The organism is Vibrio intestinalis, assembly GCF_025195085.2.
GTDB lineage: Bacteria > Pseudomonadota > Gammaproteobacteria > Enterobacterales > Vibrionaceae > Vibrio > Vibrio intestinalis.
In genome coordinates, this window is record NZ_JANAVY020000006.1 from 123,893 (window position 1) to 149,843 (window position 25,951).

21 protein-coding genes are annotated in these 25,951 nt (G+C 45.4%); 12 read left to right on the forward strand and 9 right to left on the reverse strand.

The features are described from left to right. Nucleotides 1–48: 48 nt before the first annotated feature. Entirely contained in the window at nt 49–876 is an 828-nt protein-coding gene (locus tag MU515_RS11095; RefSeq protein WP_260260488.1) for a GNAT family N-acetyltransferase, read from the reverse strand. A 209-nt stretch (nt 877–1,085) separates the two neighbouring features. Between MU515_RS11095 and MU515_RS11100 the strand changes: the two genes are divergently transcribed. Further along, nucleotides 1,086–1,790: a DUF445 domain-containing protein gene (locus MU515_RS11100; protein ID WP_260260489.1), complete on the forward strand. Its 705-nt coding sequence runs from the start codon at nt 1,086–1,088 to the stop codon at nt 1,788–1,790. A 58-nt stretch (nt 1,791–1,848) separates the two neighbouring features. Here the strand turns inward: MU515_RS11100 and MU515_RS11105 are convergent, their stop codons facing one another. The 6 genes from MU515_RS11105 to MU515_RS11130 all read right to left on the reverse strand — a co-directional run bounded on the left by MU515_RS11105 (nt 1,849) and on the right by MU515_RS11130 (nt 9,209). Continuing rightward, the gene (locus MU515_RS11105) at nt 1,849–2,316 is read right to left on the reverse strand and encodes an Lrp/AsnC family transcriptional regulator (RefSeq protein WP_260260490.1); all 468 of its coding nucleotides are present in this window, start codon (nt 2,314–2,316) and stop codon (nt 1,849–1,851) included. Between the two features lie 105 nt (nt 2,317–2,421). Continuing rightward, nucleotides 2,422–2,649 carry a hypothetical protein gene (locus MU515_RS11110; RefSeq protein ID WP_260260491.1) on the reverse strand — a complete coding sequence of 76 codons (228 nt, stop codon included), beginning with the start codon at nt 2,647–2,649 and terminating at the stop codon, nt 2,422–2,424. Nucleotides 2,650–2,815: 166 nt separating this feature from the next. Then, nucleotides 2,816–4,306, reverse strand: coding sequence for a sodium/proline symporter PutP (gene putP / locus MU515_RS11115; RefSeq protein WP_260260492.1), 1,491 nt, complete (start codon nt 4,304–4,306; stop codon nt 2,816–2,818). 68 nt (nt 4,307–4,374) lie between these two features. Then, a complete protein-coding gene (locus MU515_RS11120) occupies nt 4,375–5,073 on the reverse strand; it encodes a 1-pyrroline-5-carboxylate dehydrogenase (RefSeq protein WP_260260493.1) in 699 nt (232 codons plus the stop codon). A gap of 1 nt (nt 5,074) precedes the next feature. Then, nucleotides 5,075–8,206: a bifunctional proline dehydrogenase/L-glutamate gamma-semialdehyde dehydrogenase PutA gene (gene putA / locus MU515_RS11125; protein WP_260260494.1), complete on the reverse strand. Its 3,132-nt coding sequence runs from the start codon at nt 8,204–8,206 to the stop codon at nt 5,075–5,077. A 187-nt stretch (nt 8,207–8,393) separates the two neighbouring features. Then, complete coding sequence (locus MU515_RS11130; RefSeq protein WP_260260495.1) at nt 8,394–9,209, reverse strand: helix-turn-helix domain-containing protein; 816 nt, start codon at nt 9,207–9,209, stop codon at nt 8,394–8,396. 438 nt (nt 9,210–9,647) lie between these two features. On the opposite strand from MU515_RS11130, the gene MU515_RS11135 reads away from it, so the two are divergent. The 3 genes from MU515_RS11135 (at nt 9,648) to MU515_RS11145 (ending at nt 13,755) form a co-directional block, all read left to right on the forward strand. After that, a complete protein-coding gene (locus MU515_RS11135) occupies nt 9,648–10,754 on the forward strand; it encodes a PEGA domain-containing protein (RefSeq protein ID WP_260260496.1) in 1,107 nt (368 codons plus the stop codon). A gap of 153 nt (nt 10,755–10,907) precedes the next feature. Beyond that, nucleotides 10,908–12,734, forward strand: a complete 1,827-nt coding sequence (locus MU515_RS11140; RefSeq protein ID WP_260260497.1) for an SUMF1/EgtB/PvdO family nonheme iron enzyme — start codon at nt 10,908–10,910, stop codon at nt 12,732–12,734. A 310-nt stretch (nt 12,735–13,044) separates the two neighbouring features. Next, on the forward strand, nt 13,045–13,755 hold the full coding sequence (locus tag MU515_RS11145; RefSeq protein ID WP_260260498.1) for a helix-turn-helix transcriptional regulator: 711 nt from the start codon (nt 13,045–13,047) through the stop codon (nt 13,753–13,755). Between the two features lie 76 nt (nt 13,756–13,831). Here the strand turns inward: MU515_RS11145 and pdxH are convergent, their stop codons facing one another. Beyond that, nucleotides 13,832–14,467, reverse strand: coding sequence for a pyridoxamine 5'-phosphate oxidase (gene pdxH / locus MU515_RS11150; protein ID WP_260260499.1), 636 nt, complete (start codon nt 14,465–14,467; stop codon nt 13,832–13,834). 226 nt (nt 14,468–14,693) lie between these two features. Between pdxH and MU515_RS11155 the strand changes: the two genes are divergently transcribed. The 4 genes from MU515_RS11155 to MU515_RS11170 are packed head-to-tail and all read left to right on the forward strand — an operon-like array spanning nt 14,694 to nt 20,843. Then, complete coding sequence (locus MU515_RS11155) at nt 14,694–16,085, forward strand: HlyD family type I secretion periplasmic adaptor subunit (RefSeq protein ID WP_260260500.1); 1,392 nt, start codon at nt 14,694–14,696, stop codon at nt 16,083–16,085. A 46-nt stretch (nt 16,086–16,131) separates the two neighbouring features. Continuing rightward, a complete protein-coding gene (locus tag MU515_RS11160; RefSeq protein ID WP_260260558.1) occupies nt 16,132–16,794 on the forward strand; it encodes a transglutaminase-like cysteine peptidase in 663 nt (220 codons plus the stop codon). Nucleotides 16,795–16,799: 5 nt separating this feature from the next. Next, nucleotides 16,800–18,710, forward strand: coding sequence for a bifunctional diguanylate cyclase/phosphodiesterase (locus MU515_RS11165; RefSeq protein ID WP_260260501.1), 1,911 nt, complete (start codon nt 16,800–16,802; stop codon nt 18,708–18,710). A gap of 15 nt (nt 18,711–18,725) precedes the next feature. Further along, nucleotides 18,726–20,843 carry a type I secretion system permease/ATPase gene (locus MU515_RS11170; RefSeq protein WP_260260502.1) on the forward strand — a complete coding sequence of 706 codons (2,118 nt, stop codon included), beginning with the start codon at nt 18,726–18,728 and terminating at the stop codon, nt 20,841–20,843. An 80-nt stretch (nt 20,844–20,923) separates the two neighbouring features. Here the strand turns inward: MU515_RS11170 and MU515_RS11175 are convergent, their stop codons facing one another. Continuing rightward, a complete protein-coding gene (locus MU515_RS11175) occupies nt 20,924–23,452 on the reverse strand; it encodes a glycosyl hydrolase family 18 protein (RefSeq protein WP_432816141.1) in 2,529 nt (842 codons plus the stop codon). 382 nt (nt 23,453–23,834) lie between these two features. Here MU515_RS11175 and MU515_RS11180 point away from each other — a divergent pair, with 382 nt between their 5' ends. The 4 genes from MU515_RS11180 to MU515_RS11195 all read left to right on the forward strand — a co-directional run bounded on the left by MU515_RS11180 (nt 23,835) and on the right by MU515_RS11195 (nt 25,928). Beyond that, nucleotides 23,835–24,311, forward strand: a complete 477-nt coding sequence (locus MU515_RS11180; RefSeq protein ID WP_260260503.1) for a YgiW/YdeI family stress tolerance OB fold protein — start codon at nt 23,835–23,837, stop codon at nt 24,309–24,311. 158 nt (nt 24,312–24,469) lie between these two features. Further along, nucleotides 24,470–24,892 carry a hypothetical protein gene (locus MU515_RS11185; RefSeq protein ID WP_260260504.1) on the forward strand — a complete coding sequence of 141 codons (423 nt, stop codon included), beginning with the start codon at nt 24,470–24,472 and terminating at the stop codon, nt 24,890–24,892. Next, nucleotides 24,889–25,479, forward strand: a complete 591-nt coding sequence (locus MU515_RS11190) for an SCO family protein (RefSeq protein WP_260260505.1) — start codon at nt 24,889–24,891, stop codon at nt 25,477–25,479. The genes MU515_RS11185 and MU515_RS11190 overlap by 4 nt, the downstream gene beginning before the upstream one ends. A 2-nt stretch (nt 25,480–25,481) precedes the next feature. Next, nucleotides 25,482–25,928, forward strand: coding sequence for a copper chaperone PCu(A)C (locus MU515_RS11195; protein ID WP_260260506.1), 447 nt, complete (start codon nt 25,482–25,484; stop codon nt 25,926–25,928). Nucleotides 25,929–25,951: the final 23 nt, after the last annotated feature.

The window sequence follows — 25,951 nt, forward strand, 5'->3', positions numbered from 1 at the left end:
GATTAGTGCGATATTCAAGACGCCCTACCGCAAGACCACCCGATTTGTTTATTTGAAATTAATTTGAACAAGACGATGCTCAGTTTTAAGTCCAGCTTTCGCAATGGCTTTTTGTGCTCCGATATTGCCTTTCTCCGTCGAACACATCGGAATCAAACGCTGTGCTTGGGCATGAGAAATTAGCGCAACCAATACGTCTGTAGCAATACCTTGTCCTCGATGTTCAGGAGAAACAATGATACCAAGGTCAGCATAGTCTTGTTGGTACTGTGCGAACTTACGGCATTCGCCAGAAGCCACCAGTTGCCCGTCAAGCCAAAAACCTAATAGCTCTTGCTTCTCAATCAATTGGCTAAAATAACCACTCAACCACTCAGTCGGCGCGCCAATAGCATCTGCGGCAAATGCTACAAATTCACTTAGATCACTGGACTTGGCATGAACCAAAGTAACCTTATTGTTACGCTCAACGCGCTCGTCATTTAAACCACAATACATCAACGCATTGACGGCTAGCGTTCCTACATTATCTAAGCTAAAGGCAAGAAACTGAGGGTCACAAGTGCTGACAAACGCGCCTTTAATCTCACCTATTGCCTCACTAATCACCTTACTATTGTTTTGCGCTATTAACGCAAATAGCTCGCCTGCCGGCGACTTAGCTTTTTGGGAGAGGTAAAACTGCAATAAATAGCCATCATTATTGATGCAGCAAAAACCCACTAGCTCGTGGTTCTGGTAGAAACCAAAGTGCTGCGACATAGGTACAAAACCAAAATGCCACATACCATCTAAGGGGGCGGTTGTTTGAGCAAAATATTGCGCTTTAAGTGGTTGTAGTGTTTCAACCGAGTCGATTTTCATTATCTCTAACATTTCAGATTTCTCTTTTAAGTACGTGACGACTTGTATGCACTCAATATTAGTAAACTGTGTTTGAAAGATATTGAACAAAACCGACAACATACCGCTTGCTTGGAATCAATAGAGAGGACTAAACAATACAAAATTTCTATCCAACCCCTTGGTTGGTATATACTCGCCCCACTTTGTTTCAACCTCAACATTTGATAAATAACTGCCCAATGAATAAGAGTTTACTCACTAACATTATCGCCCTTGCCCTGTTGGCAGGTGGCTATCAAGCGGATAACCAAATTGCTTTTTACGCAGGTCTGTTCGCATTTTCAGGCGCGATAACCAACTGGCTCGCTATTCACATGTTGTTTGAAAAAGTGCCCGGCTTATATGGCTCAGGTGTTATCCCTGCACGTTTTGAAGAGTTCAAAGCAGCGATCAAAAAGCTAATGATGGAGCAGTTCTTTAATGAACAAAACATCGATAAATTTTTAAGCAAAGAGATGGCTGGGGAAAAAACGCTAAACCTTGAGCCCGTGATTGCTAAGGTCGATTTTAACCCAACATTTGATTCGCTGGTTGAAGTGATCGCTAACTCTTCGTTTGGCGGCATGTTAGCTATGTTTGGCGGCACTGAAGCACTACAGCCACTCAAACAGCCATTCGTTGAAAAAATGCAGCAATCGGTGATTGAAATCAGCCAAAGCGATACCGTGAAAAACGCACTTAAAGATCAGCTGGAATCGCCCGCGATGATGGATGAAATCAAAACCAACATAGAAAACATCATAGACCAACGCTTAAACGAGCTGACACCTCAGCTTGTGAAAGAGATGGTACAAACCATGATTAAAGAGCACCTAGGCTGGCTTGTGGTTTGGGGTGGTGTATTTGGTGGTTTGATTGGTATCGCGTCGTCTTTCGTCGCTTAGCCAATCCCCCTAAAGTAAAAGGAGCACGTGATGTGCTCCTTTTTCAATTCTGGCTTGGTTATATCTGCGCGGCACTGACCCCAAAGCTGGTTTTATGCTCTTCAATCACCACTTCGCTGCGAGTTTGAATGACACCGGGCAGGTTGCCTAACTTCTTTGACATAAAATGCTGATACTCTTTCATATTGCGCACGCGCACTTTGATCATGGTGTCAAAGTCTCCCGAAAGTGAATAGCAAGATTCAATTTCCGGCATATCTTCAATGGCTTTGGCGAATTTTTCAAAAATAGAGAAGTTGCTTTGATCAAGGCGAACATGAATAAACACTTGCACATCTAAGCCAAGTTTTTCTGCGTTCAACTCGGCGTGATAGCCGGTAATATAGCCTTCTTTTTCCAATCGCTTGACGCGATCAGAGCAGGGAGAGGTCGTGAGATTGACATGTCGCGCCAACTCAACAATAGCGATTCTTCCTTGGTTATGCAGAACACGCAAAATTTCGCGATCAATTCGATCTAATTCCATGATCAACTTCCATAAATGTCATTAGTACAACGGCTTATAAAACCAGTTAATCACACTATTGGGATCAAGAAAAACGTAATTGCGTAAGATTCAGTAAGAAAATGTTTATGCCGCTTTTACATTCGGCAAAATAGCAGGTTGTGGTTCTGACTGATGATTGCACGCACGGCAATAGTACTGCTTCTCCATTTTCACGTAATGGTCGCCTTGTACTACGGTAGAAACAAAACAGAAAAACGCTTTGAGTAATGAATCATGCGTTTGGTCACAGCGCTTCATTACAATCTTGTGAGCTGTCTTCTTATGACAGCAATCGCAGTACATTTGTGGCATCACGTTTTCTCCCTGTTTTTTATCAGTCCTTGAAATTGACTCTTTTATATACACTTGGTTCCCATGATTGAAATTTGTGTATCAAAAGTGTGACTCAGGATTTAATTTTCCGTGGAAGAATAAAAAAGCCCTGCTATGCAGGGCTCAAATCATTCACAGGTAAGGGCTAGTCAAGTTCTGTTAGCTGCTTCTCAAACTTCTCGTGTTGAGCTTGAACAGCTTCTTCTGGCTCGCCAGTTAAGCGGCTTACTGCCACAATCGCGATAGTCGATAGAATGATACCCGGTACGATTTCATACACATCAAACCAACCGCCTGATAACTGTTTCCAAACCACAATCGTCACACCACCGATAATAATGCCCGCTAGTGCACCGTTACGGTTCATCTTAGACCAGTACAAACTTAGAACCACTGCAGGACCGAACGCAGCACCAAAGCCTGCCCAAGCGTAAGATACCAAGCCAAGTACCGAGCTATCAGGTGTCATTGCTAAAATCAGCGCCACAATTGAGATAGCGACTACCGCAATTCGACCAACCATCACGATCTCTTCAGAGCTTGCGTCTTGCTTAAACACTTGCTTGTAGAAGTCCTCAGCCAGTGCAGATGAAGACACCAATAATTGTGAATCGGCAGTACTCATGATTGCAGCCAAAATCGCCGCCAATAGGATACCCGCAACCACTGGGTGGAACATTGCGTTCACTAATAGCATGAACACTTTCTCACCATCATCGAGTGTTACATTGGCAGAATTGGTTACGTAGATAAGACCAACAATACCCACTAACATCGCGCCAACCATAGAAAGGGCTGTCCAAATAACCGCGATGCGACGAGCTGTGGTCAAATCTTTATTAGTTCTAGAGGCTTTAAAACGAGCCAAGATATGTGGCTGACCAAAGTAGCCTAGACCCCATGCAACCAAAGAGATGATAGCAATCGCAGACAATGGCTTACCGGTTGAGTCGTTCCACAGTGTTAGTAATTCTGGGTTAATACGCTCTAGGCTAGCACTCAAATCACTAAAACCGCCGTCCATCGCAACGATCGGTACAATAAGAAGCGCAGCAGACATTAGAAGACCTTGCACTAAGTCGGTCCACGATACGGCTAGGAAGCCACCAAACAAGGTGTATGAAACCACACAAACCGTACCGATGATCACCGCAGTGGTGTAATCAAGGCCAAATACCGTCTCAAACAATTTACCGCCTGCTACCAAGCCTGAGCTGGTATAGAAAAGGAAAAATAAAAGGATAAAGAAAGCAGAAATTGTTTGAATCAGCTTTGATTTGTCGTTGAATCGGCGCGACAAGAATTCTGGTAGCGTTAAAGCATCAGTGGTGATGCTGTAAGTACGCAGACGTTTTGCACTAATTAGCCAGTTAGCCCATGTACCTACAAGCAAACCACCCGCAAGCCAGAAGGCTTCGATACCCGCTGCATAAGCGTAACCCGGTAGGCCAAGTAACAGCCAACCACTCATGTCCGATGCCCCGGCAGATAGCGCAGCTGGCCAAGGGCCAAGTGAGCGCCCACCTAAGAAATAGTCGGCTGAGTTTTTCGTTCGTTGGTACGCAATAACACCTATCGCCAACATCATGATTAGGTAAGCGATAAATGTGGTTGTAATAGCAAAGCTATTTTCCATGTGTTTTTCCTCTTAGCAAAAAGATCACCTACCGTGGCGGTATCCTCCGTGGTACCGCCACAACAGGGTTAGTGGGCATCACTTCCAAGTTCTAACAAGGTCGCATTACCACCCACTGCTGTTATATTTATTGTTCTCGTTCGCTCGGTAATAAACCGAAGCGACAGATGCGGATCATGAGCGACATTAAGCGCATCCAGATCCGTTTCTGAAACCAAACTGACAATCGCACCAGTGCGCGTTGCCAATTGTTGATTAAGGCTTAATTCCGCCTTAGTTGAACCAACCCATCCCACGCTACGCACATCCGATTCCAATACCTGTTGAAAGGCGTCGAAAGCCGTAAATTGCATGAGATTAGTTGGCAAAGAAGACTGCTGATAAGCAGCATCCAAGTTTTCTGTAAAGTCCTGATCATCTGAACAAATCACGACGCTATTTCCCGCGACTAGTGCTGCGGTAATCTGCGCCATCGCCGCAAGTTGAGCATTTTCAGAACTCTGCTCGACGATAATCGCAGCCACACCACGGCCTGCTGTATATAGCTCGTTGGTTTCACCTGTTGGCCCAACAAGTTGATGAGTTTGTGCCAATAGAGCTGAGGCTTGTTCTAAATGAAAACCTATAACTGCGTCCAAGGTTGGCTGACTCTGAGCCAAAATGTTTTTGAGCGATAACAACGCTTCTGTTTTCGAATCAAAGTCAGTTAAGTTCCAATTTTCCCAAGCTGAAAACGCATCAGAAAAACGAATCACTTGATGAACCATATTATTTCTCCTCTGCGTTATAAGTTGCTTGAGTAAAGCGATACAAGTAGTGAGGGCCACCCGCTTTAGGCCCGGTACCTGATAGACCTTGGCCACCAAATGGCTGCACGCCAACCACCGCACCCACTTGGTCACGGTTGATGTAACAGTTACCGACCCGTACGTGCTTTTCTATCCAGCGATAAGTGGTTTCATTACGGCTATGAACCCCCATGGTTAAACCAAAACCAGTTTGGTTTATCTGCTCTACCACTTGAGTTAGTTGGTTTGCCTTGTAGCGAACTACATGCAAAATTGGCCCAAACTGCTCTTCTTTCAGACAAGAAATGTCATCAATTTCGAATGCAGAAGGCGCGATATAGTCACCATGAGCGCAAGTCTCTGGCAGGTTAAGTTGAGTAATGGTTTTCTGCGTAGCCCCCATGTGATCAATATGCGCTTGCAGTTTCTGCTTCGCTTTTTGGTCAATCACAGGGCCAACATCGGTTGAATGAAGATGTGGAACACCGACTGAAAGCTCATACATCGCGCCTTGAATCAAAGCAATGATTCGATCCGCGATGTCTTCTTGTACATACAGCACACGTAGCGCACTACAACGCTGGCCTGCCGAGGCAAAAGCCGAGCGAATCACATCACGCACCACTTGTTCAGGCAGCGCGGTACTATCAACAATCATGGCATTCTGACCGCCAGTTTCTGCGATAAACGGCACAGGTGCAGTGTCACGCTCAGCCAAAGTTTTGTTGATTAACTGAGCAGTGGCGGTTGAGCCAGTAAACGCGACGCCGGCAATCGCAGGGTGAGAAGTCAGTGCATGACCAATGTCAGCACCCATTCCCGGTAGAAGTTGAATGACACCGTTATTAAAGCCAGCCTCTAACATTAGCTCTACCGCGCGGTGGGCAATTAAGCTTGTTTGTTCTGCTGGTTTTGCAACCACAGTGTTACCCGCCACTAAAGCCGCACTCACTTGACCAAGGAAAATCGCGAGTGGGAAGTTCCACGGGCTAATACAAACAAACACACCACGGCCAGTGCGTGATACCTGACGCACCTGACCGTCAAAGCCAGTGACCGCAAATGCTCCTAGCCCAGCAGCTTGCTTGGCGTAATAACGACAAAAATCGACCGCTTCACGCACTTCATCAATACTGTCATGAATTGTCTTACCCGCTTCTTGGTGGCAAAGGGCAACCAATTCAGCCAAATTGGCTGCTAGCAAATCAGCCAGCTTGTCCAGTTTACCGGCTCGCTCGCTAGAAGGTGTCTGCTGCCAGTCGCTCAATGCTGACTGCGCACCACTAATGGCTACGGAAACATGATCAAGGTTTGCCATCGCAACTCGCCCAACTTGCAAACGTCGGTCATAAGGGGCTGTCACCGTTTCAACATTCTGACTTTCCTTGATCATGCTTTCGGTGTCTTGCTTACCATTCAGTATCGGCGCGGCATTCCATTGGCGAGTGAGCCATGCTTCGACCTGCGCTTCAAATGGACGAGCTTCGCTTTCAATATCCACGTTCACCCCTGCCGAATTTTTACGCTCAGGGAAAACATCAGGAGGTAAAGGAATACTGCGATTGTTTAAGCTTTCATAGGCAAGCAAGCTATCAATCGGATGGACAGTTAAGCTGCCAACTGGGCAACGCGCATCAACCAAACGGTGGACGAATGAGCTGTTCGCGCCGTTTTCTAACAAGCGACGCACCAGATAAGGCAGCAGATCTTTATGGCTGCCGACTGGCGCATAAATACGAACTGACTGCTGGTAGATATCCATTACGTGGTTGTAAAGCGAATCTCCCATGCCATGCAGGCGCTGGAATTCAAACTCTTTATGCGTCGCCATCACGGCAATAGAGGTAACCGTTTGAGCATTATGAGAAGCAAACTGAGGGAAAATATTGCCTTTCACATGTTCGCTCAGTAGAAAGCGAGCACAGGCCAAATATGCCACGTCGGTCGCTTCTTTGCGCGTATACACAGGATAATTCGCATAGCCGGCTTGCTGAGACCATTTGATTTCACTATCCCAATAAGCACCTTTTACTAAGCGCATCGGGATGAGATCGCCCTGCTGCTTCGCTAAACCATTTAGCCATACCAGCACAGGTAACGCGCGTTTTGAATAAGCTTGTACAACTAAACCAAACTTGCCCCAACCTTTCACCACATCGCTACGATATAGCTTCTCGAATAACTTCAGTGACAATTCCAAACGATCCGCTTCTTCCGCATCGATAGTAATTGCTACATCAAGTTCAACTGCACGAGTGAGAAGCTGTAATACCGTATCGTAAAGCTCAGTCAGTACGCGCTTTTCATTCGCCACTTCATAGCGAGGATGCAGCGCAGATAACTTAATCGAAACAGAAGGCGCTGGGCTGATTTCCAAACCATATTTATCACGGCCGACCGCTTCAATTGCCATCAAATAATCTTTGAAATATTTGTTTGCATCAGCAGAGGTCAGCGCGGCTTCACCGAGCATGTCATAAGAATAGGTAAACCCTTTGTCTCGCATCGCTTTGCCGTTCTTTTGCGCTTCAGCAATGCTTCGGCCCAATACAAATTGGTGGCCCATGATTTTCATTGCTTGATGCATGGCTTTGCGAATCACAGGCTCAGACATCTTATTGACTAAGCGATTAACCGCTTGCGTCGGGCTTGGGGATTGTTGTTCCGATAGACCAACCACTTTACCTGTGAGCATCAAGCCCCAAGTCGATGCGTTAACAAACACTGAATCTGAATTCTTCAGGTGTGATTTCCAATCCGCGACGCTTAATTTATCGCGAATCAGGGCATCCGCTGTCGCCGCATCTGGGATACGCATCAGAGCTTCTGCCAAACACATCAGTAAAATGCCCTCTTGAGTATCGAGACTGTACTCAAGTAACAAGGCATCAATCATTTGAATCGACTTTTTATCTGCACGAATAGCTTGAATAAGCTGAGTGGTTTTATCTGTGATTAGCGTTTTTTCAGCATCACTTGGCGCCGCCAAAGGGAGTAATTGTTTAAGCCATTGGGATTCATCCACCATATAAAGTGGAGAGATCAACGCCCAAAGTTGGTCGAGTGGCTGTTCAACAAAATCAGCACTTAACACATCGGTTGCTGTAAACATGCGTTTTCCTCAATCTCACACCTGACAAATGTTCAGGTTTCCTACAATGGCTTGCAGTGTATTTTGAGTGCACGAGGAATACTTGTCAAAAACTCCGGATTATTTGCTAAAAACTTCGATATTTAACAAAATAAAAACATGATCACATCACAACAAACAAAATTATTGATTAGTTTTGTTTTCGTTTTTAACCAAATTGTTTCTTGTACTGGGATGGCGATACGCCTTGTAAGCGAGAAAAACTGTGGGTGAAAGTGCTCTGACCGGAAAAGCCAGTCAGCTCTGCCACTTTACCCAAGGTGAACTGCCCTTGCTCTATAAGCTTTTTCGCTTTGTCGATGCGCTTGTTCAATACATATTGGTGAGGGGTGATGCCCATATGCTCTTTAAACAGCATATGAAACTGACTTTCGCCCAAGAACACACTGCCCGCTAACTGAGCAACTGAGATTTTATGAGTGAGATGCTGTTCGATGTAGCGATCGATGGCTTCTAAATCAAAGCGTGACTCTTTCTGCCTTGCTGATAACGCGGAGATATGGCGATTCAGTAATGCCATCACTGTGTCGTTACAGGCACGGCTTAACAACAGATCATTAGGACTCGCTTGCATCTCTGCCACCAGCATTTGAATCAACTTCTGGATTTGACCATCCAACTGAAAGTAAGTCTCAGATTGATTGAGTTCATTCAAACGCTGCAACATCAATGGGTCATCGTTATCGGGCATAGGCATGTTCAGCACCAAAATGTCCGACTGCCCGACCACACCGCCAAAGGCATGCCCTGAGCCAGAGGTCACCACACAGCCTTGTCCCGGCCCAACTAAATTGCCATAGCCGCTGACTTCAAACTCCGCTTGCCCCTTCAAACCAATCACAATTTGGGTATAGCTGTGATCATGACAATCCATATAAGAAGGCAAGGTCACCAACTCCGCAGGTTTGGGTGACAAAATTTTGGACATATCAAGATTGATAGGTGGTGTGTTTGGGTCGCTCATAGCCGTCCTATTAGGCGATCATAGAGAAGAAGTTTGATGGTATACCAATTCTCGTTTGATCTCGAAAATTTCTGCAATGCGCATGAAAATGCATAAATTGCTTCAACAAACTGCTTAAATCTATTTTGTAAATCGAGACAAAAGTGAAGATTTTAGTGCCGGAAGAATGATCAAGTGCACATAAATTACGGCTGATGTCACTCCTAAGCCCATTACCTGATAGGAAATGTCATTCTTTACTTGCTTATTTCCGTGAACTCCCCAAAATAATGCGTGGTACTTTGGATTTATTTTTATAAAGTTATGATAGTCTTATCGTCCAGAGTGCTAAAAGGATAGTAGACTCTTACTGATGGCAGAAAACCAATGGACTGTCAAAAAATTGTCTGTGATTGTTCTTACTTTAGTGAATTTAAACGTTAATTGTTGTAGAGACTTATGATAACACGTCGCATCCCCGCGCTTTTGCTTGCGCTAAGCCCATTTTGGGTATCGACATCGGTAGTTGCAGAGAGTGCAAACTCAACGGATCCTGTAATTGCTATCGATAAAAAATTAAGTAATAAACAGTCAGAAATGAGTAACCTTGCTGCAGAATACGATGCAGAAGCTGACCGTTACCAACAACTGCAAAACGAGCACGGCAAACTTAAGCGCGATGAAAGCGAGTTAAACGCTAAACGTAATCGAGCTAAATCTGCTTTGGACAAACAATATAGCCGTCTTTTAGAAGATCCAGATATTGATTTAGTAAGTTTCCAAAAAGCCTACCAAGATGCTTGGAGTGCAGTAAAAGCAAACCAAACCGCTCTACTTGAAAGCCAGCAATCTATCACTGAAAGCGAAATCCGCCTTTCTCAAGTGAAACAAAAGCAAGCTCGCCTATCTTCTGAGTTCTCATACCTAGAAGAGCAAAAAGTAGAAGCTCGAATCAAACGTCTTGAAGCTGAACTGCGCGAAAGCGACGTGATGCAAACAAACTACAAAACGACTTGTTCTGCAACCATGACTTTGGGTGAGTGTACTAGCCAAGGCCAATACCTAACTAAGCAAAAAGCAGTAAAAGCGTTTAAAGCTAAGTTAATGGATAGCCTAACTGAATCGAACATCGCGAAACAAAACGCGAAAGGTGTTCAGCTTAATGTGCACGTACAAGACAGCCAAATCATGCGCTCAGGTTTTGAAGGCAACAACAGCTACTTCACTGAGATGCAAGCACAGCTTCAAGCAAAACCAGAAGCGACTGCAGCATGTAAACTTCTTAACGTTTCTAGCCGTTACTGTCTAAAAGACGCATCTTCGGCTCAACAAGAAAAGAAGCAAGATAAAAACTGGGTGAGCGTGACAGTACGCTCGGATCAGTACAACGACTCCGTGACAATTAACGGTGTTGATTACGGTAGCACTCCGGTTGAAGTGTTACTGCCAAAAGGTATCCATCAAGTGACTGTTACTAAGCAAGGCTATCAAACCTACAACCGCGAAGTAACGATTAATCAAAACGATACCGTTTGGGTAAAACTTCGCTCAAAATCTGAAGGTTAAGTCAAATCTAGCCTATGCGATAAAAACGAGCCAATTCACAAAGATGAACGAAAACGCCATTTTGCTTCTAAGTTACAACGATAACTTAAGACAAAGTGGCGTTTTCGTTTAGAATAGGTCAATTAACCCAATTTAAGATGTAGAAAGACTAAGATGCGAACAAGTTTATCCACTCTCCTGCTGGCATTATCTCCTTGCCTCATGAGCACGACTGCGTTTGCTGAAGACACAGCACCCTCTGTTGTGGCGATTGATGATCAACTCTTCACCAAGCATACTGAACTGAAAGAAGCACGCAAAGCTCTTAACGAACAAGAGACTACCGTGTCTCGCCTCACTACCGAGCTAGAAAAAACCAACAGTATCAGCGCAGAACTGAGCGATAAATTTGCCGCAGCCAAAAAACAACTCGACTCTGACTACAAACGCATGATTGACGACCCAAGCGTCGATATTGCTACTACTCAAGCGGTTTACCAGGGTGCATGGAATGCACTGAAAACCAGCCAGTCAGATAAACTTTCTGCAGCACAGAGCCTAGAAGAAGGCCAACTAGAGCTAACTAAGCGTAAAGCGGCTGTTACTGCTCTTGAGCAAACCATCGCCGAATTTGATGAAGTCAAAATTCGCGCTCGCGTCGCTCGCTTAAATGATGAGCTTGAACCAGCAAAACAAGTTAACGTTAGCTTTACCAACCGTTGCCAAGCGAACATGACGCTATCGCAGTGTGATGGCCAAACTAAAGAGCTCGCACTGCAAAAAGCGGTGAAGCAATTCCAAAGCGAACTGCTTGCACAAACAACCGAATCTGAAGTGGTCGTCGCTAACGCGAATAAAACTCCTCTTAACATTCACGTACTGCGCCACACAACCTCTCAATCAGGCTTTTACGATGGTGAGCGTTACCGCGCAATCATGGATGTCGAACTCGAAGCTCGTCCGAACGATACGGCTGCTTGTCACTTATTGGGTGTCGACAAGCAATACTGTTTCGCTCCGGGTTATACCTCTGGCGACCAATTCGACAATGAAAAAGAGATTGCTTGGGTAACCTTGTCGGTTCGCTCAAACCAATACAACGACAAAGTGTTTGTTGATGGCGTGGCATACGGCAGTACACCTGTAGAAGTGATGCTTCCAGTAGGTCAGCACCATATTCAAATTCACAAAGATGGCTACAACAGTTTTGATCAAAATCTCACCATCAAATCTGACCATAATCTAAAAGCGGTTCTCAAACAAAAAGCCAACCCGCTACGCGCTGGCGATCGCTTCGCAGATCGACTAAAAACTGGCAACAAAGCGCCGCAAGTCGTGACAGTTTTACCAGGTCGTTACTTAATTGGTGAACACGCTTCCGATCAGGTAACCCTTGATCATGCTTTCGGTATGGGTGCGACACCAATTACCGTAAGTCAGTTTGAACAGTTCGTTGCTCAAACCGACTACCAAACAGACTCAGAGCTAAAAAACACCTGTACTGCTATTGTTGCGGGAGAAGTGACTGCGGTTGAGAAAAGCTACTGGCGTAACCCAGGCTTTAAGCAATCGCCACACGCACCTGTAGTCTGCATTAGCCAAAATGACGCCCAAGCGTACGTAAAATGGCTAAGCCAACAAACCGGCGCGCATTACCGTCTACCAAGCGAAGATGAGTGGGAAATTGCAGCTCGTGCAGGTAGCCAAGCCAACTATTGGTGGGGCAATAACTTTTTAGCAGGCAACGCTAACACTGGCTGGAGCAGCTCTCCGTGGTCAAATGTAAGTACATCACCAGTAACGGCGTTTAAAGCGAACCCTCTTGGTATTTACGACACAGTAGGTAACGTTTGGCAGTGGACAGATAGCTCACAAGGGATCACCAAAGGTGGCGCTTGGAACTTCTCGCCATCGAAAGCAGTTGCGCACGAAAGATTGTATCTATCATCTTCGAGTTCAGCGAACTACGTCGGCTTTAGGGTTGTTCGAGACATCAACTAAAACCGAACCATTTTAAGTAATTAGGGGGGAATTCCCCCCTTTTTTGATCCTGAGATTCTCGGTAATCTTTGTTCTGAGTTCTGAAATGAAAGCATCAGAACTCGGTACCAATATCGATTGTTGGTGCGTCTATACTCAGCATACCCTCGCTGGGTCATAGAACCTCTTCTACACGTCGACAAGAACTATTCTTGTTTTTGCCAGATATCCAACCGATATCTGGCTTTTTTTATTTCCTCAACTCCTTGAATACCTTAAACTATAAGCCTCTGATGTCATATCTATAACTATTATAAAAAGAGTCGATCGGATGGACCAAAACCTCTCTTCATTGATGAGCCAATTGCCCGGCTACTGGGGCTGTAAAGATCGCAATTCTGTTTTTGTGTGCGCAAACCTTGCCTACGCAAATTTAGTCGGTTTTGACTCTGTAGAACAGCTGATCGGCAAAGCGGACTTCGATGTTCCATGCCAAACCTCGAACTGCGCCAAAGACTTTCAACAACAAGATCAATACGTGGTTACAACCGGCCATTCACTCAAAGTGCTCGATATTCACCCCTACCCCGATGGCAGTTGGCGAGCTCATATCTTTACGAAAAAACCATGGCTTGATGAGCAAGGAAAGGTGCAAGGCAGCATCTTTTATGGGCAAGACCTGACGGAAACGGCAATTCTTGAAGTCGGACACTGGGTATGTCGCGCTACAGGTTTGGATGATATTTGCCAACTGGCCAACAGCGATCATCTGCAGCACGCTACAGAAAAACTCACCCAGCGTGAACGAGAAGCGCTATTTTTGCTGCTTTACGGTAAGAAGCCGACTTATATTGCATCGGCGATGAACATCTCGATTAAGACGTTAGAAAGCTATGTCGCTCGATTAAGAGCCAAATTCGGCGCGCACAGTAAAGCGCATTTGATCGATCTTGCCCTAGAGAGAGGCTATGGCTCAATCATCCCGCAATCTCTGCTAAAAAGACAGCTGTCTGTTATTTTACACAACGAGCCGAATCACTAAGCGCAGCTAAATGTAATTGTGACTCTATATAAAACAAAAACGCCGCTTATTCAGCGGCGTTTTCTATTGTTTAGCTCTATGGCGCAAGTCGGTCGATATCCCACTTGTCATCATCGTGAGAGTATAAGAATCGGTCATGAAGGCGATGCTCGCCTCCTTGCCAAAACTCAATGCTAGTCGGTCGAATGCGGAATCCTCCCCAGAAAGATGGCACAGGGATTTCGCCTTTAGCAAACTTCTGTTTCAGCTCTAGAAACTTACCCTCTAGTACACCACGCGCCGAAATTCGGCTGCTTTGCTTACTGGCAATCGCCGCAATTTGGCTCTCTTTCGGACGAGAAGTAAAGTATTTGATGTTTTCAGCAGCGCTTAGCTTTTCTGCCACACCGACCACGTTCACTTGTCGCTCTAAGTTGTGCCAAGGAAAATGTAGGCTCACTTTTGCGTTGTGCTCAATATGTTGCGCTTTGCGACTGCCTAAGTTGGTGTAGAAAACAAACCCACGAGCATCGCAGTGCTTTAGCAATACAATTCGTTGGTAAGGTTGACCTGTTTCATCCACAGTCGCAACAGTCATGGCCGTTGGGTCCATCAGCTTCGCATCCACTGCTTGCTGTAACCAAAAATTAAACTGATCAATAGGATCTTTCTGCAAATCTTTACGACGCAAGCCGCCTTGGGTGTATTCGCGGCGAATATCTTCAAGTTCCATCTCATCTCCTGCACATTTTTTTGGTGATTGTGCGCGCATATTATTGATAACTCAATACCCTTTCTCATTTAGCGTCTAAACTTATCTTAATTGGTTATGAAACTCGTCACTCTTTAATTTTCTAAAGTCTCAATTACAGGACAACGTTTTAATAGCAACTTCTTAACATGGATGTGTTAAGGTAATAAAATCAATCAAATACCTTCGTATTTAATAGGATAGACGAATGAGTAAAAGCAGTTACGACCGTCTCGACAACAACGAGCTAGACTACGTAGATGACAAGACTGCCGCCTTACTTTTAAATACCCCAAGCAGTGCACGTATCATGCTTTGGCTGATGCTACTTTTTTTCATCATAGCAGTGGCTTGGGCGTCTTGGGCAGAGATCGACAAAGTAACCGTCGGGCAAGGTAAAGTTGTTCCCTCTTCGCAAATTCAAGTCGTGCAAAACTTAGAAGGCGGATTGGTCAAAGAAATCCTCGTCCGTGAAGGTGAAGTGGTCGAAAAAGGTCAACAATTACTGCTCATCGATGACACTCGTTTTCGCTCAGACTTTCGCGAGCGCGAGCAACAAGTCGCCAACTTAACCGCCAATGTATTACAGCTCTCCGCTTCCCTTACCAGTGTGACGATTAACGAAGACTTTAATTCAGACAACTGGCAAAAAAACGTCATCCTAGATTACAGTAAACTCGCCTTCCCTTTAGAGTTTGCCGAGAAAAAACCACAGCTCGTCGCGCGTCAGCAAGCGGAATATCGCCAAGATCTTAACAACCTCAGAAACCAGATTTCTCTTATCGACCAGCAAGTGAAACAAAAACAACAAGACTTAGTTGAAATTCAAGCGCGCGTAAGAAACCTACGCAGCAGCTATAACTTCGCCCGTAAAGAGTTAGACATCACTCGCCCTCTCGCAGAAGAAGGGGTCGTACCACGTATTGAACTGCTCAAACTACAGCGCCAAGTCAACGATACTCGCCGAGAGATGACCTCGAGTGAGTTAAAAGTCCCGGTACTGAAATCCGCTATTCGCGAGTCCATGCTCAGCCGTATCGATGCAGCGCAGAAATTCCGCTCTGAGCAACAAGAAAAGCTCAACGAAGCGCAAGACCGCCTATCAGCAATGACAGAGTCCACTGTAGGTTTAGAAGACCGAGTTAACCGAACTGTGGTTATCTCCCCCGTGACTGGCACAGTAAAAACCCTCAACATTAATACAGTCGGTGGCGTCATTCAGCCGGGTATGGACATTGTTGAGATTGTACCAAGTGAAGACACGCTATTAGTTGAAGCCAAAATTGCCCCGCAAGATATCGCCTTCCTTCGCCCTGAATTACACGCCATCGTAAAATTCAGCGCCTACGACTTCACAAAATATGGCGGCCTTGTAGGGGTACTTGAACATATCAGTGCCGACACAACAACCGATGAAGAAGGCAATAGCTTCTACTTAGTTCGTGTCCGCACTTCTGAAACCAGCTTAAGCGAAGATAATTCTCTACCTATCATCCCCGGTATGACTGCATCAGTTGACATCATTACCGGCAAACGCACAGTGATGAATTACCTTCTTAAACCGATCCTTAGCGCCAAAACCAATGCACTTAAAGAGTAAATTGGGCGCCAAGATCAACCCTGTTATGTCGCGAATTGCCCAACAAATGAAGTACGCGACAATTGCTGGCTTAGTCCTGTTTAGCTCCGGTGCTTCGATGGCGCTAAACAGTAAAGAACAACAACTCGTTGATGCGGTTGGACGTGTCTATGGAGAGCGCGCAGCCAAACGAGTCACCACTTGGCGAACAGAAATGGCTCGCTTTAAAAGCTTGTCAGAAAAACAAAAACTGACCCAAGTGAATCGATTTTTTAATCAGCTGAATTTCGTCAACGACGATCGGCTGTGGGGGAAAAACGACTACTGGGCAACACCACTGGAATTTTTGGGCAGTAACGCCGGAGATTGTGAAGACTTTACTATTGCTAAGTATTTCTCTTTATTGGAATTAGGAGTCTCAGATAAGAAACTCCGTCTGGTGTATGTTAAAGCGATCACTTTGAACCAGTTCCACATGGTTCTAGCGTATTACTCAACACCCAGTGCCGAGCCCGTGATATTGGATAATATCAACCCAGAGATAAAAACCGCGTCCAGTCGTCGCGATCTGCTACCGATATACAGTTTTAATGGTCGCAATCTTTGGCTTATGAAATCAAAAAACGGACAGTTGGCAGGGAAGTCATCACGCCTCAGTTTATGGAATGACCTCCGTGCCAGAGAGAAATCACTCAAATTAAACAAACCAATTGTAAATTTCGATGAGTAGATAATATGACTTTATATAAACAACTTATCGCGGGGATGCTTGCAGTGTTTATGCTGCTCATGGTGTCGGTGTTTGTCATAGAATTTAACACCACCCGTAATAACCTTGAGCAGCAGCAACGCTCTGAGGTAAACAACACCATCAATACTGTTGGCTTAGCGCTCGCCCCCTATTTACAGAACAAAGATACCGTCGCGGTCGAATCGGTCATTAATGCTCTGTTTGATGGCAGTAGCTACTCCGTGGTTCGCCTGCACTTTCTAGATTCGGATGACGAAATAGTTCGTACCTACCCTATCAAGCCGAATAACGTGCCATCTTGGTTCACCAATCTAGGACTGTTTAGCAAAATCCATGATAGTCGCGTAGTCACAAGCGGTTGGATGCAACTGGCAGAAGTCGAAATTGTTAGCCACCCTGGTGATGCCTATGCCCAGCTATGGAAAGCCTTCGAAGACTTGGTTATTGTTTTCTGCTTAGTCTTTTTAATCGGTGTATTTGCCATTTCATTTATCTTGCAGCGCGCACTGCGTCCACTGCAAAACATCGTGAAAAAAATGGAGCAAGTGGCCAAAAATCAATTTGGCGATCCGCTACCACGCCCAAACACCGTTGACCTAATCAGCGTTGTGGATGGCATCAACAGCATGTCGGCTCAGGTTGAACAGGCATTTAAAGATCAAGCAAGAGAAGCTCAGCAACTTCGCGAGCGCGCCTACATTGATACCGTATCAAACTTGGGTAACCGTGCTTACTACATGAGCCAGCTTAATGCATGGCTAGGTGAAGGCGGTTACGGTGGTGTGGCACTGCTTGAAGCGACATTCATCAAAGATTTGTACGAAGAAAAAGGCTACGAAAGTGGCGACAACATGGTGCGCGAGTTGGCGGATCACATTAAGTTGTCTCTAAACTCGCCTGACATCATTCTAGCCCGCATCTCTTCTGACGAGTTTGGTTTTATCTTGCCTAACATGGACGACAGTGAACTTAAACTGATCGCCGGCAGCATTGTAACTTACGTGCAAGATCTCAACTCAGACCCAACCGGCATGGCCTCACCTGAATTTGCCCTTGGCGTTGTACATAATAAGAGTGGCAACACTAGCTCTGAGATCTTGACCATTCTTGATAATGCATTGGCGTCTGCCAAAGGTAATCCTGAAGAACACTTTGGCTATATCTCCAGTGATCAATCTGGCGATCTTATGGGTAAACAGCAGTGGAAGACCTTGGTGGATGAAGCCATCAGCAACGAATGGTTTACCTTCCGAGTGCAATCAGCCAACAACAGTTGGGGACAAACTTACCACGCAGAAGTGTTCACTGCGATTGAGCATGGTGACAAACGTTACAGCGCCAACCAATACCTGTTCGCTCTCGAACAACTGGATGCCAGCCATCTGTTTGACCAATACGTGATTGGTGCAATGGCGACCAAACTTGAACAAGGCGAATTTGAGTCTCCATTAGCAATTAACATTGCACAATCAAGTATTGCGCAGCCAAGCTTTATCCGCTGGGTTAGTCAACTGCTTACCAAGCACAAATCAATTGCGCACCTACTCCATTTTGAAATCCCTGAAAACTGCTTTGTACACACACCTCATTACACCGCTCTGTTCTGTAATGCGGTTCGTGCCGCTGGTGCGGATTTCGGTGTTGATAATTACGGCCGTAACTTCCAATCACTTGATTATATTAACGAGTTCCGTCCGGCGTATGTAAAACTTGACTATCTGTACACCCATCACCTTGATGATGAAAAACAGAAATTTACTCTAACGTCGATCTCGCGTACCGCACATAACCTTGGCATCAAAACCATTGCTTCGCGAGTAGAGACTCAAACTCAGTTAGACTTCTTGTCTGAGCACTTTATCGAAGTTTTCCAAGGCTTCATTGTTGATAAATAGACTAAGGCTTAGTGTATGCAGGATCCGCTACTAAATTCGCTTATCTACGTTAGCCGTTATTACGGGTTGGCGAATTCTCCAGAAGCGCTTATCAATGGTCTGCCACTTTCGGATGGCAAACTTACGCCATTCTTATTCCCTCGCTCAGCAGAACGAGCGGGGTTAGTCGCGAAAGAGAATCGAGCCACTCTAAATAGTATTTCAGGGCTTGTACTGCCGGTTGTACTGCTACTCAAAGGCGGTGATGCCTGCGTTCTTAACAGTTTCAGCGCCGATCAGAAAGAAGTAGAGATTGTTACCGGTGAGTCTGGCCTAGTGCCCGTTTCTATTCCGATTGAAGAACTCAATGAGCAGTATGCCGGGCGCTATTTCCTAGTTAAAAAGCAGTTTCGTTACGACGAACGATCTCCAGAAGTATTAAAAACCAAAGAAGGTCATTGGTTCTGGAGTACTATTTGGCAATCAAAGTCCATTTACCGTGACGTGTTGATTGCCTCAATTCTGATTAACTTGTTCGCTGTAGCCGCACCGATGTTTACTCGTTTGGTATATGACAAAGTGGTACCAAATTTAGCCTTCGAAACCCTCTGGGTACTGGCAAGCGGTATCTTTGTCATCTTCCTCTTCGATTTAGTTCTCAAGCTAATGCGCAGCTACTTTATCGATGTCGCAGGCAAAAAATCTGACATCCTGATTTCATCCAAACTGTTTAGCAAAGTGCTAGGTATTCGCATGGAATCACGCCCACCTTCAGTAGGCGCTTTTGCCCGTCACTTGCAAGAGTTTGAATCGATTCGCGAGTTCTTTACCTCCGCAACCATTGGTTCTTTGATTGATTTACCATTCGCGATTCTCTTCTTACTGTTAATTTGGCTAATGGCTGGCAACCTTGTATTGGTACCTATCGCAGGTGTGCTTATCCTTGTGATTTACTCGTTACTGATTCAAGGCCCACTGCGTCAGACAATCGAAGAAGGCTCACGCCTAGCGTCGCAAAAGTACGCAAACTTAATTGAAAGCTTATCAGGCTTAGAAACCGTGAAGCTGTTTGGTGCGCAAAGCCAATTCCAATACCGCTGGGAAGAAGCCGTCGCTCACATGGCAAACTGGAATATCAAAAGCCGCCGCATCACAGATGGTATTCAAAATACCGCCGGATTTGTACAGCAAGCCTCTAATGTCGGCATGATCATCCTTGGTGTTTACCTCATCGCGGAAGGTGAACTGACTATGGGTGGCTTAATAGCAGCGACTATGCTGAGTGGCCGCGCGATTGGCCCTATGGTTCAGCTGTCATTGCTTTCTACACGCTACAATCAGGCCAAATCGTCAATGACCATCATCGAGCAAGTGATGGCAATGCCCGATGAGCAAGAAGAAGGCAAACGCTACATCCACCGTCCAATAGTTCAAGGTAAAATTGAGTTGGATAAAGTGACTTTCCACTACCCTGACTCGCCAATTGCCTCGATACGTAACCTGAGCTTGACCATTAACCCGGGTGAAAAGGTCGCAATTATTGGTCGTATTGGTTCTGGTAAAACAACCTTAGAGCGTTTGATTTTAGGTTTATATAAGCCGACCGAAGGCCACGTCCGTATCGATGAAACTGATATCGACCAACTTCATCATGTGGATATCCGACGCAATATCGGCTGTGTTCCGCAAGACTATCATCTGTTCTACGGTTCAATACGTGACAACATCACGCTTGGTCGCCCATTAGCGGATGACCGCGATGTAATGGACGCAGCCAACCGAGCAGGCGTGACTGTATTTACTCAACAAGATCCAGCGGGCTTAGAGCGACAAGTAGGTGAAGGCGGCCTATTGCTTTCAGGTGGTCAACGACAAGCGGTGTCAATTGCACGCGCTCTGTTAGGCCGTCCGCCAGTGCTACTGATGGACGAACCCACCAGCGCAATGGATAACCGCTCAGAAATGCACATTAAGCAGCAGCTAGCGCAATTGAAAGAAAGTGAAACGCTGATACTGATCACCCATAAAACATCCATGTTGGATGTGGTCGATCGCGTGGTAGTGATGGAGAAAGGCTGCATCATAGCTGATGGGCCAAAAGCCGAAGTTCTCAATAATCTTATGCAAGGCAAAGTGAGAGCAGTAAACACCTAAAACAAACTCGAAATTAAAAGCGCCAACCATAAGTGGTTGGCGCTTTTTGTTTAGGCTAATTAAATTTGAACTAAAGCCAATTAATTAGTCGGGCACGTCGCCACACCTAACTCTTTCCATACGCCAGAGCCGGCTGTGCTTGGTGCTTCACCTTGAGTCCACCATTTGGCTTCCCAACGCTTACCGTCCCAAGATACTTGGTCACCACCAACATAAACCGTTGCTGCATCCCAAAGATCAGTACACGCACCACCAGATTTCTTGTTCACTAGAACACTGACATTTGCAGTACTAGCTGCTTGGCCATCACTCACTTCTACCGCGAACGCTAACGTGGTATCAACAGTGTAATCAGGCGCGATGAATGTTACCTGAGCACCATTAATTTGCGCATTCAGACCAGCAGGAATCGACCAAGAGTAAGTAAGAGGGTCATTATCCGCATCTGTTGAAGTAGAGGCATCGACCACAACGGTATCACCCGCATTGGCTGTCGCAGGAGCTACGATAGCTGCTACTGGTGGCGTGTTCACTGGCAGTTCACTCACAACCGTCACCGTAACGCGATCAGTCGCTGATGCCGCTTCGTTATCAGTCACTGTCACTTCAAACACCAATACAGAATTCTGTGTAACCGTTGGTGCAACAAAGCTTGCTTGTGCCGTGGTTGCTCCTGTTAGCACAACTGGCTCACCTGAAACTTGGGTCCATTGGTAGCTAGCAATCGTGCCGTCGCTATCTTTAGATGCACTGGCATCTAAAGTCACCGCTGTTGCCGATACGACAGTTTGATCGACTCCAGCAGAAGCGATTGGCGCGCGGTTGCCCGGAGGAGCACTTGCGAGACCTTCATGCATCGCATTTAATATGTCGCCATTATCTGCATCAATTTCCCATGAGAACAAACCGGCTAGGCCAAGATTACGTACATAAGCACCTTTCGCTTTCACCGAACGATCATCATCGAAGGTGATTAACTTACCGTTCGAACGGTTCCAAACCCAAGGCGCTTCAGCCTGCTCATCATAGCCGTATTCAAAGCCATTAATACCCGTGTTGTTAGCTCCGAGCATATTCGCCTTAATACCTTTGTAATCGATAACGCCATCTTCCCAAACACCTTGAGCAGTTGAGCCTTTCAACTTACCGTTACCAACACCAGTCATAGGGTCGCCCGGTACGGTTAGAGACTCTGGCATTACACCTTCCCAGCCTCGTCCGTACATTGCTGTACCTACCACCAACTTATTCGCTGGTACACCTTGAGCTAACAGCAACTGAATGCCATTGTCGGTCGTATAGGCAGGCCCTTCATACGGCTTACCGTTTTCATCCACACCTGTGCCATCACACTGACCAGGGCGCATAAACGTTCCGCAATTGATCGCGGTTTGATGGCCTAATACGTTGTTCCACGCACCATAGAAGTCGTAAGTCATAGCGAAGATGTAATCCATGTACTGGATCGCTTCACCGTAATTTACGTCTTCAATCTTATCGTAACCGACACCGATCGCAGAAGTAAGCTCATAAGTACGGCCTGTTTCTGCTTGCAACGTATCTAGCATTGCACGCAGCTCGCGCATCAAGGCAATGTAAGCTGGGCCATCATTCACCGGGTCGCCTAGGTTAGGTGCCGCACCGCCACCACCAGGGAATTCCCAGTCAATGTCAACACCATCATAGAATTTCCATGTTTTTAGGAAACGCTTAACCGACGCGACAAACACATCACGGTTGGCTTTGTTAGTGAAATCATAGAATGGGTCAGACAGTGTCCAGCCACCAATTGAAGGGATAATTTTCAGATCAGGGTTACGCTTTTTCAGCGCCATCAACATGGCATAGTTACCCTTGATAGGAGATGCGTACTCATGCCCTGCTTGTGGGAATGACTTTTGGTAAGCCGCCCAAGGGTCATGAATAACGACTTCATAATCAGGAACACCCTGACAAGCCGTCATCAATGCATTGTAGCTGTTGCCACCGACACTCTTTACCGATTCATTAGGACCACAGATTGGAATGAAGCCATAAAGAATGTGCGTTAAGTTATCAGCCGGAATGTTGTCTACCGTGAAATCACGGCCATAAATACCCCATTCAACAAAGTAAGTACCGACGACCGTATTTGGATCGGTATTATAGGTTTTGTTGTTAGGGTCAATGTTCATTGTCAATGGGTCAAGGTGAGCACCATCGGTATCCGCAACAACAAGAGTCGCGGGTTGGCTTTGAGTACAACCCGTTGCATCACACGCTTCGACAACCAATTGATAGCGGCCGCCAGTGCCATACTTAAAGTTTGCAGTGGTGGTGCTTCCCGTGATCGCGCCACTCGCCACGTTTACACCATCAAAGTAGATGTTGTACGTGTCGCCAGGCGTGCCACTCCACTGATTGAATTTTATCGCCACGTCCGCTTGGTCATAATATTTGACCATTTGGTTGTATCCAGCGGTGGTTTCCATCGCCAGTTCGATTTTTGAAAATTGTAAATTATTAGAGCCATTGATATCTATACTTGGCACCGCGGGTGCCGCCATGACTTGTGCTGATAATAAAGCCGCAGCACAGCCAGCATAGACCGTTGTTAGTTTTAAACTCATGAGTTTATTTCCATATATATTTAGAGTTATACGAAATATCCTGCTCAAAAAAGAGCATCAACTAACATGTTTAGTTCAAGATTTATAAATTTTCTGAGATTAAAACTGGTTTGCGAGTGTCTATAAATTCAGCCCTCATAAACAAACATAAGGTTACACGTAAATTTTGTGCTTGGTTCAAATATGCGACATCTCAGTTTGGCAAATGATTGCAAAATATTTCACCAAAAGATATTGGCTAACTGAGCTATAAAAGCAATAAAGAACACCTTTTCGCGCCTCTTGGTTAACTCAATATGAACCGCGCACTCACTCCCCATTCAGATGCAATCCGTAAACTGAATCATGAAATCAAGAATTACTGCCTGAAGAGGGAATCATTATGAACATTCAAACAATCGTTGCTCACGCTAAACAAAAAATGTCACACATCGGTATTAATCACAAACAAGCCATTGTTGCTTCTACTATTGCCTCGGCACTTATCATTGGTAGTACAGGTGCTGCATTTGCTTTTGATGATGGCGCGGATCGTAAGAACAGCCAAGATGACCACTACAAAATGACCAAATCCACCATTCAATACACTGGGCCGGTAGCTACAACAACCATTGCAGATATGCTCGAGCAGCAAAGTTGGTTTGACGATCAAAAATTCACGCTCGAAGGCCACATCATCAAACAAATAAGCCCAAAAACTTACGTCTTCTCAGACGGAACTGATGAAATCGAAATTGAATTGAAAGCGAAGCAAGCGGTGAGTTTTTCTGACAAAGACATGGTGAGAATTTCTGGCGAATACGAAAGAGAGCTGTTTGAAAATGATCAGTTCGAAGTCAAAACACTGACTGTTTTATAACACTACTTTTTCACTGCCCTTGGAGAAGCACTGCTTCTCCTTTTTTTATGTCGATAGCACACTAACACCATGATAAACGGCACACATTTGTTATAAAGCACAGTCCAATTGTTGCCGGAGTGATAAGATTAGGTTTCATTCATTAGCCATATCATTTTATGAAGAAGCTTTTCTCTCTATTGGTCGCCATCTTTGCCTTAGCGCTTGGTTTCTATGCCAAGGATATTTACATGGCGATGAAACCCTCCGCTGACACATCAGTGCAATATTGCTCGCTGACGTCACAACCTTGTATCCAGGGTGACATCACTATCGCTTCCAACCGCGATATCGTCCAGCCCTTAGTTCCTTTCACTATTTCGGCACAATGGCCAAATAGCCGCGCAACTGCTCTAAACTTGACCTTAGATGGTGTCGAAATGGATATGGGAACGGTGAAATACCAATTAAAACCCACAACGGATAATCACTACCAAGCTGAAATTTTACTGCCCGCCTGCACCACGACAGATATGACATGGCAAGGCTATGTTACCGATGGGCAGACTCATGTTTATATCTCTCTAAGGATGGCTCGATGAGTAAACGTTGGATTACGATTTTATTACTGGCTTTCGCACTTGGTATGGGGTTAAAACTCTACCTAAATACCACTGAACAGACCGAGGCAACCACAAACACCAGCGCTATATTTAGCCAAGGGACAAATCAATCCTTTGACCTGTACAATCAGCGAGACTCCCGCACTCGTATTGTCTACTTCGGTTTTACCCGCTGTCCCGATGTTTGCCCAACATCACTTGCTATGTTGGCAGGCGCGCTCAACCAACTCGAACCCAACATTATTGAACAGTTCAGCCCTATTTTTATCTCTTTAGACCCAGATAGAGACAGTGGCGAACTGGCTCATCAATACGCACAATACTTTCACCCTGCGCTGAATGGATTATCCGCTGATATGGCCACCACCGAATCTATCGCAAACCGTTACGGGGTGATCTTTAAGAAAACCGAACTGCCTGAATCGGAGTTAAAATACACACTTGATCACAACTCCTATTTCTACTTTTTAAAACCCGATGGCACGCTGATTACCAAAGTGCCTCACACGCTTTCTCCTGCGCCAATCTTGCACGCAATTCAAACCATTACTGATCAAGGAAAATAATAATGAAGCTCAACACTTTGATACTACTGGGGGCGCTTATCGCTCCGCTGGCGCACGCCAGTATGGATATTATGGCTCATCACCCATACGCACGCGCAACCCCACCGAATGCTGCAACCAGCGCCGTTTTCGTCGAACTGATGAACCCGACTGATATCGACCGAACAATTGTTTCAGCCTCTACTCCTGTAGCAGGAAAAGTCGAACTGCATGACGTCATCAATGAAGGCGATGTGATGAAAATGCGCCAAGTAAAACAGATAACAATACCTGCTCAAAGTAAAACGTCACTTGAACCAGGTAGCCTTCACATCATGCTGTTTGAGCTAAACAAGCCCCTGATTGAAGGTGGCAGCATTGATGTTGAGGTAGTCTTTGCTAACGGCCACAAGCAGATATTTTCTGCGCCAATCAAAAAAGTAATGAGTGGTATGAAGCACCACCATTAATCCGAAAAAGAGATGGGCATTTC

Excerpts from the sequence above, each read along its gene's own strand:
- MU515_RS11140 (WP_260260497.1), top strand. The coding sequence starts at position 10,908 with ATGCGAACAAGTTTATCCACTCTCCTGCTGGCATTATCTCCTTGCCTC.
- MU515_RS11110 (WP_260260491.1), bottom strand. The coding sequence starts at position 2,649 with ATGCCACAAATGTACTGCGATTGCTGTCATAAGAAGACAGCTCACAAG.
- MU515_RS11195 (WP_260260506.1), top strand. The coding sequence starts at position 25,482 with ATGAAGCTCAACACTTTGATACTACTGGGGGCGCTTATCGCTCCGCTG.
- MU515_RS11145 (WP_260260498.1), top strand. The coding sequence starts at position 13,045 with ATGGACCAAAACCTCTCTTCATTGATGAGCCAATTGCCCGGCTACTGG.
- MU515_RS11175 (WP_432816141.1), bottom strand. The coding sequence starts at position 23,452 with ATGAGTTTAAAACTAACAACGGTCTATGCTGGCTGTGCTGCGGCTTTA.
- MU515_RS11095 (WP_260260488.1), bottom strand. The coding sequence starts at position 876 with ATGTTAGAGATAATGAAAATCGACTCGGTTGAAACACTACAACCACTT.
- pdxH (WP_260260499.1), bottom strand. The coding sequence starts at position 14,467 with ATGGAACTTGAAGATATTCGCCGCGAATACACCCAAGGCGGCTTGCGT.
- MU515_RS11170 (WP_260260502.1), top strand. The coding sequence starts at position 18,726 with ATGCAGGATCCGCTACTAAATTCGCTTATCTACGTTAGCCGTTATTAC.
- MU515_RS11180 (WP_260260503.1), top strand. The coding sequence starts at position 23,835 with ATGAACATTCAAACAATCGTTGCTCACGCTAAACAAAAAATGTCACAC.
- MU515_RS11155 (WP_260260500.1), top strand. The coding sequence starts at position 14,694 with ATGAGTAAAAGCAGTTACGACCGTCTCGACAACAACGAGCTAGACTAC.
- MU515_RS11165 (WP_260260501.1), top strand. The coding sequence starts at position 16,800 with ATGACTTTATATAAACAACTTATCGCGGGGATGCTTGCAGTGTTTATG.
- MU515_RS11185 (WP_260260504.1), top strand. The coding sequence starts at position 24,470 with ATGAAGAAGCTTTTCTCTCTATTGGTCGCCATCTTTGCCTTAGCGCTT.
- MU515_RS11120 (WP_260260493.1), bottom strand. The coding sequence starts at position 5,073 with ATGGTTCATCAAGTGATTCGTTTTTCTGATGCGTTTTCAGCTTGGGAA.
- MU515_RS11160 (WP_260260558.1), top strand. The coding sequence starts at position 16,132 with ATGAAGTACGCGACAATTGCTGGCTTAGTCCTGTTTAGCTCCGGTGCT.
- MU515_RS11100 (WP_260260489.1), top strand. The coding sequence starts at position 1,086 with ATGAATAAGAGTTTACTCACTAACATTATCGCCCTTGCCCTGTTGGCA.
- putA (WP_260260494.1), bottom strand. The coding sequence starts at position 8,206 with ATGTTTACAGCAACCGATGTGTTAAGTGCTGATTTTGTTGAACAGCCA.
- MU515_RS11130 (WP_260260495.1), bottom strand. The coding sequence starts at position 9,209 with ATGAGCGACCCAAACACACCACCTATCAATCTTGATATGTCCAAAATT.
- MU515_RS11105 (WP_260260490.1), bottom strand. The coding sequence starts at position 2,316 with ATGGAATTAGATCGAATTGATCGCGAAATTTTGCGTGTTCTGCATAAC.
- MU515_RS11190 (WP_260260505.1), top strand. The coding sequence starts at position 24,889 with ATGAGTAAACGTTGGATTACGATTTTATTACTGGCTTTCGCACTTGGT.
- MU515_RS11135 (WP_260260496.1), top strand. The coding sequence starts at position 9,648 with ATGATAACACGTCGCATCCCCGCGCTTTTGCTTGCGCTAAGCCCATTT.
- putP (WP_260260492.1), bottom strand. The coding sequence starts at position 4,306 with ATGGAAAATAGCTTTGCTATTACAACCACATTTATCGCTTACCTAATC.